The following is an 18551-nucleotide window of genomic DNA, read 5'->3' as shown; positions in this document are numbered from 1 at the left end:
ATATTTTACATCTTTGTTATACTTTTGTTCTTAAAATGCGACACTATGATTGAATTTTCAGATGAGAAATTCTTATTGGATGAAATAAAAAAAGGAAATAATCAAGCTTTTGAATATCTTTTTAAGACCTACTATCCTCGTTTGCGTGGCTATGCTATTCGTTTTGTTGAAGATGAAGAAACGGCTCGTGATATTATTCAAGAGTGCTTCTTGCGTTTCTGGGAGAAGCGGGCATTGCTGTCGGCAGTATCGGTCACATCTTTGCTTTTTGCGATGGTGCGTAATGGATGCTTGAATTACTTGAAGCATCTTTCGATTGTTGAGAAACATCAGATTGAATATCTTGCATCTGTTGATGGAGAAGAACGGCTCTACTATTCCGATTTCGCATTAGATGCCGAACACAAACTGCTGTATGACGAGCTGCAGGAACAGATCAACATTGTCATTGGGCAATTGCCTGAACGCTCCCGCGAGATATTCCTGATGAGCCGTTTCAAAGGACTGAAGAATCGTGAAATAGCAGACAAACTTCAAATATCGACCACGGCAGTTGAAAAACACATTGCCAAAGCATTGCAGTGCTTCTCTAAACACTTCAAAGACAAGTATCCGGTAGATATTTATATTATGATTATTGCCTGGGTTATTATGAATAATAAATAAAATGGAAAAGATAAACCATTGAAAATTAGGGCGAAAAAGCAGGAACCGAAAAATTCCTGCTTTTTTATTTCTATCGGTGGTTGGGTAAAAGAAATAATAGTTGTTACATCTTATAGAAAGTGAAATTATGGAAGAAAAGAAAAACATTCGTGAGTTAGCTATTCAGTATTTCGAAGGAAGAATCCTGCGCAAAGACGAGAAACTACTGTTTGCGTATGTCGGGCAAAGCGAAGAAAATCGTGCGACATTCAGACAATGGGAAAAGGAGTGGATTGCATCAGGCTTTTCAGATTCCGGAACAATCGGAGAATGGGAAATTTTGCAGCGCAAGATTCGCACTCAAGAAGCTATTATCCCGATGCTTACTGTTTCAAAATTCCGGTCATCCGTATGGCGGCAAGTTGCTGCGGTTGCGGCTATCGTGATTCTGACCATAGGAGGCACCATAGGTATTTGGCAGATTTCTTCCTCATTAAAGCCGGAGACGTATTTTGTATGTGAAACTCCTTATGGAGAGAAGAGCAAAGTCGTTCTTTCTGATGGGACAGTCGTTTGGCTTAATGCAGGTTCCACACTGAAGTATTCGAACAAGTTTAATACGGCCAATCGTAAAGTCGAATTGAACGGTGAGGGATATTTTGAAGTCACAAAGAAGGAGGGAGCTACTTTCATCGTACAGACACATGGATATGACGTAGTCGTAAAAGGAACGAAATTCGATGTATCCGCATATGCGGACGATCCGTTTATTTCCACCACTCTGCTCGAAGGGTCGGTCGAGTTGAATTATAAGGGGACTCCGGTTATGATGTCTCCTGGTGAATCAATAAGATTGAATGTAGAAACCGGAAAATTTGTCCGTACCCAAGTAAATGCCTCACAATCAAAAGCATGGGCGGAGAATCGTATAGAATTTGATCATATCACATTAAAAGAACTAGTCGCAAAACTATCCCGGCAATATGATGTGAATATTCGATTGGAATCGGAGTCGATAGGCGATAAGACTTTCCGTATTTCTCTGCGAAACAGAGAAACGATAGGAGAGGTGATGACTGCTTTGCAGGAGATCATCCCGATAACTATCGAACGTATAGATAAGGATATATATATCAGAGAATAATTTCTATTTAGTAACAACTATTATTAAATTAAATCAGGAAGAACTATGAACAACCGAAAGAACTTATTACGGTTACTTCTTTTCGTTTCATTGAGCTTTGTTGCAGTAATTTTAAATGGTCAAACAGTGAGTAAGACATTTAAAAATGAAGCTTTGAAAACGGTATTGAAAGAAGTGGAAAAACAAACTGGATTATCTGTTATTTATAAAACAGACGAGGTAAATGAGAACAAGATGATTACGGCAACATTTAAAAATGCTTCGATAAATGATGTCTTGGATAAAATTCTTGATGAAGGCTTGATTTATAAATTGCAGAATAAAATGATTGTAATTTCTAAAAGTAACCAACAAAAGCAATCAAAAAGTGGAGAGAAAAAGAAAATTTCCGGAACGGTTGTAGACGAAAATGGTACTCCTATTATTGGAGCCAGTGTCCAAATTAAAGGTGAAGCGCAAGGAACAATTACCGACTTTGATGGTAAATTTGTTTTGTCAGATGTGCCGGAAAAATCGCTATTAACTATTTCTTATATCGGATATTTGACAATAGACATTGCTGTTACTGATGAGAAACTTTCAAAGATAACCATGATAGAAGATAGTAAGTTGATTGACGAAGTTGTAGTAGTAGGTTATGGAAGCATGAGAAAGCAGGATGTCACTACTTCCATTGCAAGAGTAGGGGGGAAAGACATGCCTGTTACAGGATTTGACCAGGCTATTGTTGGTAAAATGGCTGGTGTTCAAGTAACTCAGACTTCTGGAAAACCTAACAGTGGTGCTACTATTCGCGTGAGAGGTACAGGTACTATTACAGCAGGGGCAGAGCCGCTATATGTGGTGGATGGAGTACCATTGGAAAGAGCTTCAAGTGCTTTGGAAACTGTTGATATGAATGATGTGGAATCGATTGAAATATTAAAGGATGCTTCTTCGGCAGCAATTTATGGCTCACGTGGAGCAAATGGTGTTGTAATGATTACTACCAAAAAAGGGGCGAGTGGAAAAGCGAAAGTTAGTTATAATGGTTCTGTTGGTTTTCAAACGCTTTCAAAAAAGATAGATATGTTAGACGCTTATGAATTTGCAGCATTTGCACGTGACGGGCATAATGGTTCGTATTTAACCTCTTATCCTGACGCTAGTCCTGATGACCCTAATGAAGTACGAAAAAAATCTTACGACAAGATTCCACCTGAGTTATTTCCATATTTAGAAGGACAGAAAGGGCTAACAAATACAGATTGGCAAGATGCATTATATCGTACGGCTCCTATTACAAAGCATTCCATTTCTATAAGTGGTGGTGGAGAAAAGACAAAATTCTTTATTTCTGGAAGCTATTTAAATCAATCGGGTATCATTGTGAATTCGGGTTATGAAAGGTTTGGTGCTCGTCTCAATTTCACTTATAAAAGTGATAAAGTGGAATTAGGTGTTAATTTTTCACCGTCTTATTCGATAGAGGACAGAGTGGATAGTGATAATAATAAAGGAGTGGTAATTAATGCATTAATGATGCCACCTGTATGGCCGGTATATAATGAGGACGGTTCATATAATTATATGGGAAACGGATTTTGGAAAATAGGTACTGACTATCAGCATAATGCTGTTTTAAATCCTGTCGCAATGGCTAATCTGACAAAAGATCAGGTGACTCATGCTAATTTATTAGGTAACTTCTATTTTCAGTGGGAGATAATTAAAGGTTTGAAGTATAAGTTTTCAGCTGCCACTAATTATAATTATTTTTATAATGAGTATTATCGTTCGTCCGAATTGCCGTTACAGGGAGAGAAGTATTTTCAATCACCATCAAACCCCGTAGCTAAATCCAGTGGAACGTACTATTTGAACTGGCTTATAGAAAATACTTTAAATTATCAAAAGAACTTCAATGGTCATAATTTAAATGCTATCATTGGATTTACAGCTCAAAAAGATATGATGAAGAAGCATTCTGTACAAGCTACGGATTTTGTGAATGATTTAGTGCAGAATGTAGCCGGAGGAATTGTTTCTACAGGTGGAGCAGATTCACAGGCATGGGCATTGGCTTCTTTCTTGGCACGGGCACAATATGATTATAAAGGAAAATATTTATTGAGTGCTGCTATACGTTCAGATGGTTCGTCTCGTTTCGGGAAGAATAATCGTTGGGGATATTTTCCGTCAGTCTCTGTTGGATGGCGTATCATTTCTGAAGATTTCATGAGAAATCTTCCTTGGGTTAGTAATCTGAAATTACGTGCTAGTTATGGTATATCCGGTAACTTTAGTATTGGAAATTATGAACATATTGCTATGTTGAAATATAATCAATATGTATTGGGCACGGGTGAAGGTAGTTTAGTATCAGGTTTGCGTCCGTCGCAGATTTCAAATGATGATTTAGGATGGGAAAAAACTCGGATGTACAATGTTGGATTAGACATCGGTTTATTTGACGAACGATTGACATTTGAATTTGATATGTATCAAAGTAACACCTACGATCTATTGTTAGACGTACCTATCCCTCAGATTACGGGATTCTCAGATATGCGCAAGAATATTGGTGAAGTACGTAATCGTGGTGTTGAATTTACGATAGGTACCCATCACAATTGGAGTGGGTTCAGATGGGATGCAAGTTTTAATATTGCTGCCAATAGGAACAAAGTTCTTAAACTTGGCCCCGAAGATGCTCCGATCATCACATCTGCGGGCGTTAGCCATGCATATTTTAAAACAGAAGTAGGTCAGCCTATCGGCAATTACTTTTTGTTGGTTCAGGATGGAGTATTCAAAAATCAGGCAGAGCTAGATGCATATCCACACTTCTCAAATGCAAAAGTCGGTGATTTCAAATTTGTAGACGTTGATGGAAATGGTGAAATGGATTTGGATGATGACCGCGCAATTGTTGGCAATTATATGCCGAAGTTTACATATGGATTTATGAGTTCATTTGCATATAAAGGGATAGATTTGTCATTCAACTTGCAAGGTGTTCAGGGAAATAAAATTCTTAATCTACAAAGGCGTTATATAGCTAATATGGAGGGAAATGTAAACAGTATGGTCATTGCTTTAGACCGTTTTCAATCAGTGGAAAATCCGGGTAACGGACAGGTGAACAGAGCAAACCGTAAGTCAACCGGTAACAATTCACGCACATCTACATGGCATTTGGAAGATGGTTCTTATCTTAGAATGCAAAATATTACTTTAGGATATACATTGCCTAAGAATTTTGTACAAAAGTTCGGATTAACATCATTGAGACTTTATTTTTCCGGTCAGAATTTATTTACGATAACCAATTACTCCGGTTATAATCCGGAAGTAAGTAACTATAATTCTAATGGTTCCTTGACTCCTGGTGTGGATTATGGATCATATCCGTTATCTAAGACTTATTCGTTTGGTTTGAATGTTAGCTTTTAATAAATACATGAAATTATGAAGAATAAATTATTGATAGTATGTGCATTTTTCTGTTTGAGTTCTTGTGAGGGCTTCTTAGATTTGTCGCCGGAATCTCAGCCTAATGCTAAAGAATTTTATGTAACTGAAAATGATTTTAATAGTGCGGTAATGGCGTGTTACCAGTCGCTTCGGAATTATCCGACAATCGTTCTTGATGTATTGGAGTATCGTTCGGATAATATGTTTATGCCAAGTTTTACGTCCGGTTCTCAAGATAAATATGAAATCAACCATTTTCAAGATAACAAGACAAATAGTTTGATTGCTGATATTTGGGAGAAATCGTACAGTGCAATAAGTTGTTGTAATGTGATGATAGATCACATTCAGAATGCAACAATTAATGCCGACAAGAAATTACAATTTGAGGCGGAAGCCCGTTTCATTCGTGCATTTCATTATTTTAATTTGGTGCGTCTCTTTGGTGGAGTGCCATTGGTTGTACATGAACTTTCCGATGGAGAGGCCTTGAAGATGCCTCGGGAGAGCGTAGGCAAAGTTTATGAGCAGATTGAATCCGATCTGATATTTGCTTTACAGTTACCCGATACTTATGATAAATCAGATTTAGGGCGGGTGACATCTAATGCGGCTGAAGCTCTTCTTGCAAAAACTTATCTGACAAATAAGAAATATAATGATGCAAAGACTCATTTAAATAATATCATAATCACAGAGAAATATGATTTGCTTACTGATATAAAGGATGTTTTTGATGTGAATAATGAGATGAATAAAGAGATCTTGTTTGCCATTAAATATAGTAAAACATTGATTGACGGTGGTCATGGAATGTGGTTAAGTCTATCGGATGTAACATTGGGCCATTTTAGTGACGTCCTGAAAGGAGCCTATAATAGTGATGATGCGCGTGCAGGATTTTTGGAGTACAAAAAGAGTGGTTCTGTTTATTTACCGATGAAATATTATGATATTCAGGATGTATCTACTAAAGATGTTGGAAATGATTTTATCGTTTTGCGATATGCAGATATTCTTTTGATGTATGCGGAGGTATTGAACGAAGAATCTTTTGATACGGATATTAACTCAAAGAACAGCGGTTTTTATTATCTGAATAAAGTACGTGATAGAGCAGGGCTACCAAATCTGACATCCTTGGAAGTACCTTCACAATCAGACTTTAAAAAAGCTGTTTTGAACGAAAGATATTTGGAATTTCCATTAGAAGGAAATCGTTGGTTCGATTTAATTAGAACAGGAACGGCAAAAGAGGTCATAAAGGCCGCTTATGATATAGATATTCCGGATTATAGATTGATTTTCCCGATTCCTAGTGCAGAAGTTGAGAAGGTGAATAATCCTAATATACTTCCACAAAATCCTCAATATTAGAAAACTCACTATGTTATATTGGAATATATAGATAAGATAGTTATTTATATATTCCGATATAATTGAAATGGCTGAAACATGATAAATAGAAAATTAGTTGTTTTTGTGAGCTTTTGTATTCTGAGCATTAGTTCATTTGCTCAGACCAGATTAGACAGTATTCGCAATAAACTGTTTGCTCCTGAAAACAAGAATGTATTAGTAGCTTCTCATAGAGGTGATTGGCGAAATGCTTGCGAGAATTCTATAGAGGCAATAGATAATGCAGTAAAAATGGGGGTAGACATTGTAGAAGTTGATTTGGCAAGAACGAAAGATGGACACTTGATATTAATGCATGATTCTAAGTTGGACCGGACAACGACCGGCAAAGGACTGGTTGCAGATCATACGCTGGCAGAAATTAAAGCACTTCAATTGCGAAATGGTTGTCATATAAAAACTATTTATAAAGTACCGACCTTAGAAGAGGCATTACTGTTTGCTAAAGGTAGAGTGATGCTTAATTTGGACAAAGCTTTTGATTATTTTGATCAGGTTTATACCCTATTGGAGAAGACAGGAACGACCGATATGGTAATAATGAAAAGCGATGCTCCGGCAGATTATGTGAAAAAGAACTATGGGAAATATCTAAAAAAGGTCGTCTTTATGCCAAAGATTAATTTGGACGATAAAAATGCAATGCAGCGTTTGGATGACTATTTACAAATAATAAATCCTGTGGCGGTAGAGTTCAAATTTGCATCTGATTTGAACAGATTACCCTATGATGTAAAAAATGCGATGAAAGGGCGAGCACGAATTTGGTATAATACTTTGTGGAATACCCATGCAGGCGGTCACGATGATGATTGCTCTTTAGTTGATCCGGATGAAGGTTATGGCTATTTGATAGATTCGCTCGGGGCTTCTATATTGCAAACAGACAGACCTGCATATTTAATAAATTATTTGAAAAAGAAAGAATTGAAAAAGAAATGGGAATGTATTGAAAATTGGGATTACCTTTCCGTAGAGAATGAATGGACAATGCAAACAAGTCCTAATTTTGATGTAGAAGAAGTATTCTTGAAAGGTAAGCATACTCCTGCTACAAATGAAGATGGGATAATTGTAACTCCCTATTTTGCAGCAGTCATTGATGGAGCTACGGCAAAATCGGAATTGGAGATTGATGGAAAAAAACGGGGCGTATAGCGATGGAACTGGTCATTGAGGCGATACACGATTTCCCTAAAGATATTGATGCCAATGAAGCTCTGAAAAGGATAACAGAGAAAATACATTCTTTTTATGTTCAGCATCGTTTGTTGGAAGAGTTGGAGAAAACACCCGGTAGCCGTTTTACTGCCAATGGAGTGATTTATAGTTATGAAAAGAATGAAATATGGCAAATCGGGGACTGTCAGTGTCTTTTTGGTAATACTTACTCTTCAAATGAAAAGGAAATTGACGCTATAATGGCTAATGCGCGTGCGGTAGTAAATGAAATAGCTTTGTTAAATGGTGCTACACCGGATGATTTATTGAGCAATGATCCAGGGCGTAATTTTATTTATCGTTTTCTCCAGCAGCAAGCTATACTTCAAAACAATCCTGATAAAAATCAACCATATTCTTTTCCGGTTTTTGATGGTTTTCCCATTAATATGCATCAGGTACGTATTTTCTCCATAGGAAATCATACACAAATAGTCTTGTCGTCTGACGGCTATCCTTGTTTGTTTCCGACTTTGAGGGAATCAGAATGTTATTTGATGAATATCTTGGAGAATGATCCTCTTTGTATGCGCCAATATAAAAGTACTAAAGGTATTAAGAAGGGAAACTGCTCCTTTGACGATAGAGCTTATTTAAAAATCAGAATCAATAGATAAAAATACTGAAACAATATGAGAAAGTTATTCATTTTTAGTTTGTTGCTCATTGCTATTTCGGGGATAAATGCTCAGAATAGAAAGTTACGTGCGAATTTGTTAGATAAAAATAATCATTCGGTGATGGTGGTTTCTCATCGTGGTGATTGGAGAAATGCACCGGAAAATTCTTTGCAAGCAATACAAAATTGTATTGATATGGGAGTTGATATGGTCGAAGTTGACTTGAAGAAAACGAAAGACGGACATCTCATTGTGATGCATGATCAAACAATTGATCGCACAACAACAGGAAAAGGGAAACCGGAAAATTACACTTTGGAAGAATTGCGGCGTTTTCGTCTAAAAAATGGAGCAGCTCACAAGACTACTCATCTTATTCCTACTTTAGAAGAAGTCATGTTATTATGTAAGGGCAAAATATTAGTCAATATTGATAAGGGGTATGATTATTTTAAAGAGGCTTATTGTATTCTGGAAAAAACGGGAACAGTTGACCAATGTGTTATCAAAGCTGGACTTCCCTATGAACAAGTAAAAGTGGAGAACGGGGAAGTATTGGATAAAGTGATTTTTATGCCAGTGATAAATTTAAATAAGGAAGATGCTGAAAAAATAATAGATAGTTATCAGAAACATTTGAAACCGATAGCTTATGAATTAGTCTTTGATAATGATGAAAAAGAGACTCTTCGATTGATTCAGAAAGTGCGTGATAGTGGCGCAAGGCTTTTTGTTAATTCTTTGTGGCCTAAACTCTGTGGCGGCCATGATGACGACCGTGCAGTAGAATTTCATCAGCCGGATGAAAGTTGGGGGTGGATAATTGCCCAGGGAGCCAAGCTAATTCAAACAGATCGTCCTGCTTTATTATTGGAGTATTTGCGTAACAAGAAACTTCACGATTAAACGCACTTCCTTCATGTTGAAACAACTAATCAATTTTTACAAGGTCTCTTCACCGAGACCTTGTAACGGAGAAACTTTGTCTTCATCCGATGCCCGCCGTTTGAAGTTTCTGAAATGGTCTACCTTCCTTTCTGCGACTTTTGGTTACGGTATGTATTATGTGTGCCGTCTTAGTCTGAATGTCGTAAAGAAACCTATTGTAGATGAAGGCATTTTTTCGGAAACAGAGTTAGGCATCATAGGTTCCGTATTGTTTTTCACCTATGCCATCGGGAAATTCACGAACGGTTTCCTTGCCGACCGTAGTAATATCAACCGTTTTATGACTACCGGTTTATTGGTAACCGCTTTGGTTAACCTCTGTCTCGGTTTTACTAATTCTTTTATCCTGTTCGCTATCCTTTGGGGGATTAGCGGCTGGTTTCAATCTATGGGAGCAGCCTCTTGTGTAGTAGGGCTTTCCCGTTGGTTCACGGACAAAGAGCGCGGTTCATACTATGGCTTTTGGTCTGCGAGCCATAATATAGGCGAAGCGTTGACTTTTCTGATAATAGCCTCAATTGTCAGTGTGTTGGGCTGGCGGTATGGTTTCTTCGGAGCCGGTATAGTGGGATTGATAGGAGCGTTGATCGTCTGGAAGTTCTTCCATGATACTCCCGAAAGCATGGGATTTCCTTCGGTGAATGTTCCCAAACAGAAAAAGGAAATGAGTGAGACAGAAACGGCTGATTTTAATAAAGCACAGCGTCAGGTATTGCTGATGCCTGCCATTTGGATACTGGCTCTTTCGAGTGCTTTTATGTATATCAGTCGTTATGCTATCAATAGTTGGGGCGTTTTTTATTTGGAAGCTCAAAAGGGTTACTCCACCTTGGATGCCAGTTTTATCATTTCTATTTGTCCGGTCTGTGGCATAATCGGTACTATGTTTTCAGGTGTTATTTCCGATAAGTTATTTGGTGGACGTCGCAATGTTCCTGCGTTAATTTTCGGGTTGATGAATGTGTTTGCTCTTTGTTTGTTTCTCTTAGTTCCGGGAGCTCATTTTGGGATAGACGTGTTGGCAATGGTTCTTTTCGGTTTAGGTATCGGAGTTTTGATCTGTTTTCTGGGTGGTTTGATGGCAGTGGATATTGCTCCCCGTAATGCGTCGGGTGCTGCATTGGGAGTAGTTGGTATTGCCAGTTATATCGGTGCCGGATTGCAGGACGTGATGAGCGGTATACTGATAGAAGGGCAAAAGACTGTTCAGAATGGAGTAGATGTTTATGACTTCACCTATATCAATTGGTTTTGGATTGGTGCTGCTTTGCTTTCGGTGTTGTTTGCTTTGCTGGTATGGAATGCAAAATCAAAAGAAATGGATTAAAGTGAGTACATTAGGTTAGAATATAAGTCTTTGTTTTCGAGGTATTAGACACCATTCCGGGAAGTAAGTAATGATTGCTTATCTTTCTGGAATGGCTTTTTTATAATCAATTAAATAGAAAGTTTTATGGAAAATTCATTGAATGATGAATTATTGTGTTCATTGAAAGACGAACTTCGTGAAGTAACCGCACAAATCAATGTGCATAGTGAAAAATTAATGGATCTGCTCGACCAAAAAAAAGAATCGTCAGTCAACTGACTCGAGAGATGTCGCATCTCACGCCTGTCATCATCGAGTATCGGGGAAATCCGAAGCAATATGTCTCTGTTGTGCTCGATGCCATCAATCTGGGTAGGTTGACGTATGACGGAGTAGCAAATTGCGAACAGACTTTTCGTGCGTTAGCAAGCGTTGTAGATGTGATAAGCCCTAAGAATGGGAAAACGCTTAGTGTAGAGACGCTGGTGTCTTATGAGAAGAAAAAGCGTGCTGGAGAATTTGAGGAAAAATAATATAAAATAAAAAGACGATTGTTGTATAGTTGAACAACAATTCGTATATTTGCAGTATGGAAAAGAAACGTAAGATCCGTACATACGGAGGTTACTTTGAGGCTTTCATGGAGACTTTAACCGAAAAGGAACAAGATAAAATCCAGTATGGACTACTCTTGTTGAAAACACAAGAAAGACTCTCCACTAAATTTGTAAAATTTGTTCAGGACGGAGTTTTTGAACTTCGTACAGAATATAATGGTAATATATAACGGGTATTTTTCATTTTTGATGATGGAAATATTGTAGTGTTGTTTAATGGCTTTCAAAAGAAGGCGCAAAAAACACCGGGTAGTGAAATAGATAAAGCATTAAAAATAAAGGAGGAATATTATGCAGATAAACAATCATCAAATAGTAGATTATGACGCTGTTCTTGATGCGAAATTTGGAGCAGAAGGTACTCCCGAACGTGCGGAAGCAGAAGAAAAAGCGTATGCTTTCTACACCGGGCAAATTATCGAAGACGCAAGGAAAAAGGCTAAGATTACTCAAGCAGAGTTAGCCCGGCGTATCGGTTCCGACCGTTCTTATATTTCAAGAGTGGAAAGTGGTCAGACAGAACCTAAGGTTTCTACTTTCTATCGCATCATGAATGCGTTAGGTTGTAGGATCGAATTTTCGATGTCTTTATAAGAAGCGAATCTTTTTATCCATAATTACAAATATCGGAATATAATTTTGAAAATTGGAATTATATTCTTATTTTTGTTGCATGATAAGTGAGTAACTAATGAGAATATTTACAGAACAAGCGTTAAAAGAATATGCAGAGGAGCATCCCGATTCAAAAGTTGCTTTGCAAGAATGGGTTACTATAGTAAAGAAAAGTGAATGGGCTTGTTTCGCTGATATAAAGAAGACCTTTAATAGTGCCGATAGTGTAGGTAACCAGCATTATGTTTTCAATGTTAAAGGGAATAATTATCGCTTGGTAGTAGTGGTGAAGTTCACTGTAAAGTTTGTATATATTCGCTTTATTGGTACTCATAAAGAATATGATAAAATAGATTGTGCTAATATTTGAAAATATGACAAAGATAGAAAACCAAACCCAGTATGAATGGGCTGTAAAGAGAGTGGAGGATCTTCTTCCGTTAGTGAAGGATGATACTCCTTTGAATAACCCTAACAGCATCGAGTTGGAACTTCTTTCTAATCTTGTTGCCGATTATTCAGAGGAACACTTTTCTTTGGGAGAACCTTCGCTTGTGGATGTTCTGAAGCTTCGTATGTACGAAATGGGGCTCAATCAGAAATCACTATCACAACTGATAGGAGTTAGTCCTTCGCGTCTTAGTGACTACATTTCCGGAAAATGTGAGCCGACATTGAAAGTGGCTCGTGAAATAAGTAAAAAACTGAATATTGATGCTAGTATTGTGCTAGGAGTATAACTTCGATTCAGATTAAAAAAACATGGTGGGAAATTTGAAAAAGATAACTGTCTTTTTCAAATTTCCCACCGTTTTTTTGAGGAAGAAAAAGGAAAAGGTGAGGGTAGGTGAGGGTAAATTTCTAACATTCGTATTTTTTTTGGTACTGATATACATATCTACACTGGAAATCCTTCCGTCCTCGGAGGGATTTCTTTTTAATTATACGTATCTGTAAATTTGTCTGCGGACACCGTACAGACACTCCCTATCTACGTATATAATATCAGTATTAACCAAAGCATATATTGATATGACAACTAATGATGTATTTTTAGACGCCTGTAAAGGGCTAGTGATGCACTGTAATTGCAACATTCTTATTCTTAATGTGCTAGGCGATTTTAGAGCATATATAGCTCCGGAAGTCAGATTAAAAACTAGGGAATGTCGTTACAACGAAGTCCAGGACGCGCAAGACATTACAAAACTAATCTTGAACCTCGGACACAATTTCGCTCAAGGAATGAATGAACAAACACTTCGTGAAAAGGTGCAGTCCGTGCACAAGGAAAGTTTCAAGTTTGGTACTGATGATTATATGTGGTTCACAAAAGTTGATTTAAATAGATAAAATTATGAAAGCAATTAGTGTGCCTAACAATGAAATTAGAAAAAAGATAAACTCTTTGGGGTTTTCCCAAAAACAATATATTGAATATATTATGTACTTAGTTCAAACTAAGGTGTTAAACTCTCGTGTTACTAAGGAAATAGCGATAAGAAATGCTAGATATTTATTCAATCCTACTTCAGAAGAACTCAAGCAAGAAGAATTATATCTTAAAGAAATTTGCGCAAAAGGGTTTCCTTCTGATTATCAAGATTATTTATCTTCAACTCCTTTCTTTTCTAAAGTAGATGATTTTTTAGCTTTAGGAAGTTCTTGATTGTAAATAATCATGATAGCATTACAATATGGACATCTTACCATAGTTTCATTTAAGGGAACTGAAACTGATTTGTGACAATTATTACATTCAACGAGACTTTTATTTGTTTCCATAATATATTGTTTAAAATTTGCTCTAAGATAAGAAAATAATTATATTTGCGCAAGCCTTTTGGGGCAAAACATTGTTGGAAAATAAAAGAAGTGCCTTTACCAGTTAAAATCGCCAAATCTTTAACAAATACACAAGGCACAGTCAACCTGCTATATAGAAGTGGGTTGTCTGTCTGCGTGTATTAATAAGGCGTTTGGCGATGCCTAACTGGTAGCGGACGGCAGCCTACTTCTTCGTATATAAACCTTTCCTTTTGGGGCTGCGGAGGAAGCCAAATTCTTAATATTATGAAGAAAGTTAGTTTTGTAACCATTGTTATTCTATTTATTGTATTTATGCAAACATTTGCTCAAGATAAAATTCCCATAAGTGCTTCTATGAATGAATCTACAATAATAGATACTCTTAAAAAAGTCCAAGGAGGTGATACCTTCCATTTTCCACGCAATGCTGGTATTATTTATAATGATAAAGGTAGATTAGGAGGATGGTTAATGCGAGGTAAAACACTCCCCAGTGTGTATGATTTGATGAATCTAGATGTTGTTCAGTTTAATGATTTGAATAGTAAGTACGATACCGAACTAAAACGTAAAGTGTTCTTGGAAAGTGAAGAAGGAATCGAAATGTCAAAAAGACTAAAAGCTCTCAAAGGGCAAGTCCTGAAATACCCTTTTTATTTTGTCTTACCATTGTCCGGGTACACTACTAATAATACCGCACATGCTGAATATAATTTGAAAACAAAAACACTTGATATAGAATTTAGGACAAACTATTCTTATTATGCAGGATTTATAAATTTTCCATCTTTAATTGTAAAATGTCATCCTTCAATAACCCAAAAGCCATTCTACAATATTATAAGCGGACATAAATATAACTCTAATATAGTGAAAATACCTATGACAGAGAAGGTTGCAATTAAAGTCGAAGATAATATAAAAACTCTAAATCTTATAGTTGAATTTAAACTTCAACAAGTAAAAGGACCTCGGCTATTACAGGGAATATCTACTAAATTCTTTATTGTAGACAAAGCTACAAATGAAATTTACTTTTCATTATAGTTTTCTAGCTCTCAACAAAAACTTATCAAACCTTTTAAAATCAGCCGGACTAAGTTCCGGCTCTTTTTGTATTAGTCCGTTTTTAGGGTCTATAATGAACGGGAGTGCTTCTGCCAATAACTTCTTAAATCCACGTTTACTTTTCGCTTTGGACGACTTATAGAGGTGATTTATTACGGTTAGAAAATAGCCTTGTTTGCCACATATTTCGAAGTAATACTTTTGAGGTATTTCCACATCGGACAAGTCCCCGAAGTAGGTGTTTATCAATAATTGCGTTCCCTGTACCGTCAGACCTATAACTTCATTGACCATTGTTACACAGGGAATAGTAACTCCACCTAATATAAGCTTTGTTTGTTTTCTGTTAGTTCTATCCATTTTGCTTCTTTTATTTCTTTATGTGTTATACGTCCGTCAGAACAACAGAGGAAACAATTAAACATATCAGAAGCGTTAATGTCCCTCAAATTATATCTGAATATAAATTCGTCAACATACTTTTGCAAGTATTTCTTCGTGTGAACATTGCGATATGCACCTAATATCATACGTTTAAAATGTGTCCAACAGGCTTCTATTCTGTTAGTTGTGATATTGTCGTAACTATACAAATTCTTACTGTGGTCAACAACCTGACGAGGATATTCCTTGCCTATTTCATTGTAAGAAGCATTTTCATCTGTATAGATATTGGAATCGGGCTGCACGTGTTTCTTTATAAATGCAGAAAGAGTTTTGGCGGTAGTATCTCCCGTTACTAGAGCATTTATTAAGAAATCCCGTTGTATCATTCCAACTACCGGAGTTTTGTCTTTATGGGAACGTCCTTGCGAGTGCGCCACTTTCTTGTTCCAATGGCGGTTCTTGTTTCTACCCCCGACAAGTGTTTCATCAATTTCCACATCATCCGTTAGAGGATTTTCGTTTGCAAGATACATTTGGCTCCTTATTTTGTGTAGCATAAACCACGCTGTCTTTTGAGTGACATTTATATCTTTTGCCAACTGGTAGGAAGAAAGCCCTGCTTTATGATTAACAACCAACCATATAGCAACGAACCACCTTTGTAGGTCAATCTTAGTTTTCTCAAACATAGTTCCTGTCTTTACGGTAAAGTTCTTCCCTGTGTTTTTACAGCGATAATCCCCGTTTTTCAATTTGTAGACTTTTGAAGTTTTATCAAACGGTGAAATGGGTTTACCGTGCCAATTAATAGCCTCAAGATGTTTAATGCAGGCTTCTTCATTTGGAAACTGCTTGTAAAGAGCTGGAATTGAATTTACTTTGATGTCAAACGGGTCTTTCATAAGGCTGTCCTCCAACTATTTTGTGACGTAACAATTTACAAAGATTTTATGAAATATCAAAGAAATCCACAGACAAATTTACAGATACGTATAATTAAAAAGAAATCCCTCCGAGGACGGAAGGATTTCCAGTGTAGATATGTATATCAGTACCTTTTTTTTTAGAAGAAAATAGAAGAATAGAAATAAGAAATATAAAAATGAAAAGTTGCAAAAGTACCCTCACCAACCCTCACCTTTTTGCGTGCGAAGGAGATGAAATCTTATTCATATAGCCTGTTTGATTTCACCTGTTCCGTATCAATAATGAATACAGTGTATCTTCTCCCGTTTTTTCCCTTATGAAATTCGAAGCCGTGTTTGGACATCACTTTTCCTAGTTGGGCTTTGGTTCCGTGAGAATATTGATACCCCGTCCGTTCGCGAATCAATTCCGCAATTTCAGTGACCGTCAGATAATGCACCTTTTCGAAACGTTCCGGTTTGCGGATATGTGTCAACACCAGTTCTTCTTCCGGTGAGTGGAAAATGAAATCCTCGTTGTTCTCTTCAATCCGTGAGTTTTCCGACTGGGTGAACCAATACTGATATCCCGGCTTGTTGAGTAGATACTTGATTTGTGCATACAACTGCGCGTAGTTTATTTTGATAAATTCCATCGAGTCGACATGAAAGCAGAGAAAACGGCGGTTACCAGTGGTGTCGTGAAGCACTTCCTGATAATTGCATGTGCCGGCAAAAGAAGCCGTGTGAGGAAAGTTCTGTGAACGCCGCGCGTATGGCAGGCGGATGCTGATTACTTTGCGGGTAACCAAATCCTTGAAGATATTCAGTTCCCGTCCGTTCATCCCTTCAAACTCATCCAGATTGATAAGCATCGCCTGCGCTATTTTGGCCAGATCATCCTTGTTGTTCGGGTTGATAAGACCGGTAGAAAGATAGGCGCGCAATTCGGGCGGCAGCAGGTTGTTGATAAACGTAGTCTTTCCAATGTTCTGTATTTCGCTGCAAAGCAACAAAACAGTGTGGTTCACCACATCATCTTGTGTGGCGGCAGCGCACATTCCCACCAGATAACGTTCCAGACATTCTACCCAAAATTTCTGGTGACTAGTATGCACGCTGTTGGCAAGGATACCGATATAATCCGTTCCGTCCCATTCAGGCAGCGAGTCTAAATACTCGCGAATAGGATGGTAGGTGCTGCTGAAGTCGGAGTAGATCAGATTCTGAATCGTTTTGACGGTGCACGAATAGCCTAGTTCGTTCATCTCCATCCAAATGCTGTTTTCCATCATTTCGTCGAGAATATGGAAAGGTTCCGGTTGCTCCGTGTCCGTTTTCCTTCTGCGATATTCCATGATATGAAGCACTTCGTTGTAGCGTGTATCGTAATTTTCTTTGATATGTTGCTCAATCTGTAATATTCGCTTCTGCGTACTATTCAGCTTGCGGGTGTCGAATTCCTCGTTGTGTCCGTAAGCACTCCCGATCAGTGCGTCCATTTCATCCGCGGGAAGATCGGTGAACTGGCTCTTGATAAAAGCTGCCGCCTCTTCCTGGGGGACGCCGTAGCGATTGTACATACAAGCCAGGCAATGCAGGTAGTTGTTCCGGTTGCCGGTGACGTACTTTTCGGATTTATTGTGATAATAGTTCAGAGTCACCATTAAGGAAGCGTGCGAGGAATGGTAGTTGAGTGCCACTTGTTCGGTGAGGGGATTGTTGTCTGGTGCTGTCGTCTTCTTCTTTTTGCCGGATGCCCTTTTCTTCTTTTGAGACTTGAAGAACATCGGTGGCTGTTCCACGATGACAGCTGTGGCATCGGGATTGAAATAAATATCCGGATCGTAAGAGAACAGGCAAGTACGGCTGACATCTTGTCCGGAAGTGTCGACCTCAACTCCGCAGAGCTGGGCATAAAAGGAAGCGATTTTGTGATAAGCGGCATGATGGAAATCTTCAATTTCCTGAATCGTTTCGGGCAATGTCCCGTCCGTCCGGCATACACGTACCACGATTTTCAGTCCCATTCCTTTGGGACTGATGAAAGCGATGCGGGTGTGGGCACACTTTTTTGCCAGTGCGAGGATGCGTGCCAATGCTTCCTGTGTCTGATGGTCGATGTCTACCACGATGTATCCCAGATACTTGACGAGAGTTGCGTTTGAACGTCCTCCCCGGTAGTTGGCTGAAAAGGTGATTTCCGGTAGTTCTATTTTCTTTTCGTTGGCTGCTTTCTCGCCTTGTTCCGTGAAGATTCGGCGCACGTCCTCCACTGTTTCCTGGTATGTGCCGTTGCTGATGGCCGATACGATTTCTTCTTCTGTCATTTCGGCTATGACGCGGTAAAAGTCTTGAAAGATGGTAAAATGCTCCATGTTGGTTTGT

At 38.0% G+C, this 18551-nt stretch carries 16 protein-coding genes and 2 pseudogenes; 15 read left to right on the top strand and 3 right to left on the bottom strand.

From position 1 onward, the window contains the following. Positions 1-45 precede the first annotated feature (45 nt). The 15 genes and pseudogenes from HMPREF0106_RS12090 (at position 46) to HMPREF0106_RS12160 (ending at position 14850) form a co-directional block, all read left to right on the top strand. Positions 46-666, top strand: coding sequence for an RNA polymerase sigma-70 factor (locus HMPREF0106_RS12090; RefSeq protein WP_009040048.1), 621 nt, complete (start codon positions 46-48; stop codon positions 664-666). A 127-nt stretch (positions 667-793) separates the two neighbouring features. Further along, positions 794-1789, top strand: coding sequence for a FecR family protein (locus tag HMPREF0106_RS12095; RefSeq protein WP_032851359.1), 996 nt, complete (start codon positions 794-796; stop codon positions 1787-1789). Positions 1790-1834: 45 nt separating this feature from the next. After that, positions 1835-5224 carry a TonB-dependent receptor gene (locus HMPREF0106_RS12100; protein WP_009040046.1) on the top strand — a complete coding sequence of 1130 codons (3390 nt, stop codon included), beginning with the start codon at positions 1835-1837 and terminating at the stop codon, positions 5222-5224. A 15-nt stretch (positions 5225-5239) separates the two neighbouring features. After that, the gene (locus HMPREF0106_RS12105; RefSeq protein WP_009040045.1) at positions 5240-6622 is read left to right on the top strand and encodes a RagB/SusD family nutrient uptake outer membrane protein; all 1383 of its coding nucleotides are present in this window, start codon (positions 5240-5242) and stop codon (positions 6620-6622) included. 78 nt (positions 6623-6700) lie between these two features. After that, positions 6701-8502 (top strand): annotated as a pseudogene (locus HMPREF0106_RS25430) (glycerophosphodiester phosphodiesterase family protein). Positions 8503-8517: 15 nt separating this feature from the next. Next, a complete protein-coding gene (locus HMPREF0106_RS12115) occupies positions 8518-9411 on the top strand; it encodes a glycerophosphodiester phosphodiesterase family protein (protein ID WP_009040042.1) in 894 nt (297 codons plus the stop codon). 13 nt (positions 9412-9424) lie between these two features. After that, the gene (locus HMPREF0106_RS12120; protein ID WP_004315522.1) at positions 9425-10780 is read left to right on the top strand and encodes an MFS transporter; all 1356 of its coding nucleotides are present in this window, start codon (positions 9425-9427) and stop codon (positions 10778-10780) included. A 126-nt stretch (positions 10781-10906) separates the two neighbouring features. Then, positions 10907-11041, top strand: coding sequence for a hypothetical protein (locus tag HMPREF0106_RS28125; protein WP_004302294.1), 135 nt, complete (start codon positions 10907-10909; stop codon positions 11039-11041). An 8-nt stretch (positions 11042-11049) separates the two neighbouring features. Beyond that, complete coding sequence (locus HMPREF0106_RS12125) at positions 11050-11295, top strand: hypothetical protein (protein ID WP_004315521.1); 246 nt, start codon at positions 11050-11052, stop codon at positions 11293-11295. A gap of 56 nt (positions 11296-11351) precedes the next feature. Beyond that, positions 11352-11705, top strand: a pseudogene (locus HMPREF0106_RS12130) (type II toxin-antitoxin system RelE/ParE family toxin). Continuing rightward, positions 11671-11973: a helix-turn-helix domain-containing protein gene (locus HMPREF0106_RS12135; RefSeq protein WP_004302297.1), complete on the top strand. Its 303-nt coding sequence runs from the start codon at positions 11671-11673 to the stop codon at positions 11971-11973. Before HMPREF0106_RS12130 ends, HMPREF0106_RS12135 begins: the two are co-directional and overlap by 35 nt. 97 nt (positions 11974-12070) lie before the next feature. Beyond that, positions 12071-12364: a type II toxin-antitoxin system HigB family toxin gene (locus HMPREF0106_RS12140; RefSeq protein WP_004316673.1), complete on the top strand. Its 294-nt coding sequence runs from the start codon at positions 12071-12073 to the stop codon at positions 12362-12364. A 4-nt stretch (positions 12365-12368) separates the two neighbouring features. After that, complete coding sequence (locus HMPREF0106_RS12145; RefSeq protein ID WP_009040041.1) at positions 12369-12734, top strand: type II toxin-antitoxin system HigA family antitoxin; 366 nt, start codon at positions 12369-12371, stop codon at positions 12732-12734. A gap of 617 nt (positions 12735-13351) precedes the next feature. Beyond that, positions 13352-13663, top strand: coding sequence for a hypothetical protein (locus tag HMPREF0106_RS12155; protein WP_009040039.1), 312 nt, complete (start codon positions 13352-13354; stop codon positions 13661-13663). A 404-nt stretch (positions 13664-14067) separates the two neighbouring features. Then, positions 14068-14850 (top strand): hypothetical protein, encoded by a 783-nt coding sequence (locus HMPREF0106_RS12160; RefSeq protein ID WP_009040038.1) that lies wholly within the window; start codon positions 14068-14070, stop codon positions 14848-14850. Here the strand turns inward: HMPREF0106_RS12160 and HMPREF0106_RS12165 are convergent. The 3 genes from HMPREF0106_RS12165 to HMPREF0106_RS12175 form a co-directional block, all read right to left on the bottom strand. Continuing rightward, on the bottom strand, positions 14845-15231 hold the full coding sequence (locus HMPREF0106_RS12165; RefSeq protein WP_009040037.1) for a hypothetical protein: 387 nt from the start codon (positions 15229-15231) through the stop codon (positions 14845-14847). The two genes, HMPREF0106_RS12160 and HMPREF0106_RS12165, sit on opposite strands and share 6 nt — an antisense overlap. Further along, a complete protein-coding gene (locus HMPREF0106_RS12170; RefSeq protein ID WP_232286782.1) occupies positions 15192-15947 on the bottom strand; it encodes an IS1595 family transposase in 756 nt (251 codons plus the stop codon). Before HMPREF0106_RS12170 ends, HMPREF0106_RS12165 begins: the two co-directional genes overlap by 40 nt. A 476-nt stretch (positions 15948-16423) precedes the next feature. Further along, positions 16424-18541, bottom strand: coding sequence for a BT4734/BF3469 family protein (locus HMPREF0106_RS12175; protein WP_009040034.1), 2118 nt, complete (start codon positions 18539-18541; stop codon positions 16424-16426). Between the last annotated feature and the right edge of the window lie 10 nt (positions 18542-18551).

The sequence above is a fragment of the Bacteroides sp. D22 genome (genome assembly GCF_000163675.1).
GTDB classification, from domain to species: Bacteria; Bacteroidota; Bacteroidia; order Bacteroidales; family Bacteroidaceae; genus Bacteroides; species Bacteroides xylanisolvens.
The sequence above is the reverse complement of the archived record's forward strand: the minus strand, read 5'-3'. Positions and strand labels throughout refer to the sequence as shown.

Coding starts and splice junctions, on each gene's coding strand:
- HMPREF0106_RS12170 (WP_232286782.1), bottom strand. CDS start 15,947: ATGTTTGAGAAAACTAAGATTGACCTACAAAGGTGGTTCGTTGCTATA.
- HMPREF0106_RS12135 (WP_004302297.1), top strand. CDS start 11,671: ATGCAGATAAACAATCATCAAATAGTAGATTATGACGCTGTTCTTGAT.
- HMPREF0106_RS12090 (WP_009040048.1), top strand. CDS start 46: ATGATTGAATTTTCAGATGAGAAATTCTTATTGGATGAAATAAAAAAA.
- HMPREF0106_RS12100 (WP_009040046.1), top strand. CDS start 1,835: ATGAACAACCGAAAGAACTTATTACGGTTACTTCTTTTCGTTTCATTG.
- HMPREF0106_RS12160 (WP_009040038.1), top strand. CDS start 14,068: ATGAAGAAAGTTAGTTTTGTAACCATTGTTATTCTATTTATTGTATTT.
- HMPREF0106_RS28125 (WP_004302294.1), top strand. CDS start 10,907: ATGGAAAATTCATTGAATGATGAATTATTGTGTTCATTGAAAGACGAA.
- HMPREF0106_RS12125 (WP_004315521.1), top strand. CDS start 11,050: ATGTCGCATCTCACGCCTGTCATCATCGAGTATCGGGGAAATCCGAAG.
- HMPREF0106_RS12115 (WP_009040042.1), top strand. CDS start 8,518: ATGAGAAAGTTATTCATTTTTAGTTTGTTGCTCATTGCTATTTCGGGG.
- HMPREF0106_RS12140 (WP_004316673.1), top strand. CDS start 12,071: ATGAGAATATTTACAGAACAAGCGTTAAAAGAATATGCAGAGGAGCAT.
- HMPREF0106_RS12175 (WP_009040034.1), bottom strand. CDS start 18,541: ATGGAGCATTTTACCATCTTTCAAGACTTTTACCGCGTCATAGCCGAA.
- HMPREF0106_RS12095 (WP_032851359.1), top strand. CDS start 794: ATGGAAGAAAAGAAAAACATTCGTGAGTTAGCTATTCAGTATTTCGAA.
- HMPREF0106_RS12105 (WP_009040045.1), top strand. CDS start 5,240: ATGAAGAATAAATTATTGATAGTATGTGCATTTTTCTGTTTGAGTTCT.
- HMPREF0106_RS12145 (WP_009040041.1), top strand. CDS start 12,369: ATGACAAAGATAGAAAACCAAACCCAGTATGAATGGGCTGTAAAGAGA.
- HMPREF0106_RS12120 (WP_004315522.1), top strand. CDS start 9,425: ATGTTGAAACAACTAATCAATTTTTACAAGGTCTCTTCACCGAGACCT.
- HMPREF0106_RS12165 (WP_009040037.1), bottom strand. CDS start 15,231: ATGGATAGAACTAACAGAAAACAAACAAAGCTTATATTAGGTGGAGTT.
- HMPREF0106_RS12155 (WP_009040039.1), top strand. CDS start 13,352: ATGAAAGCAATTAGTGTGCCTAACAATGAAATTAGAAAAAAGATAAAC.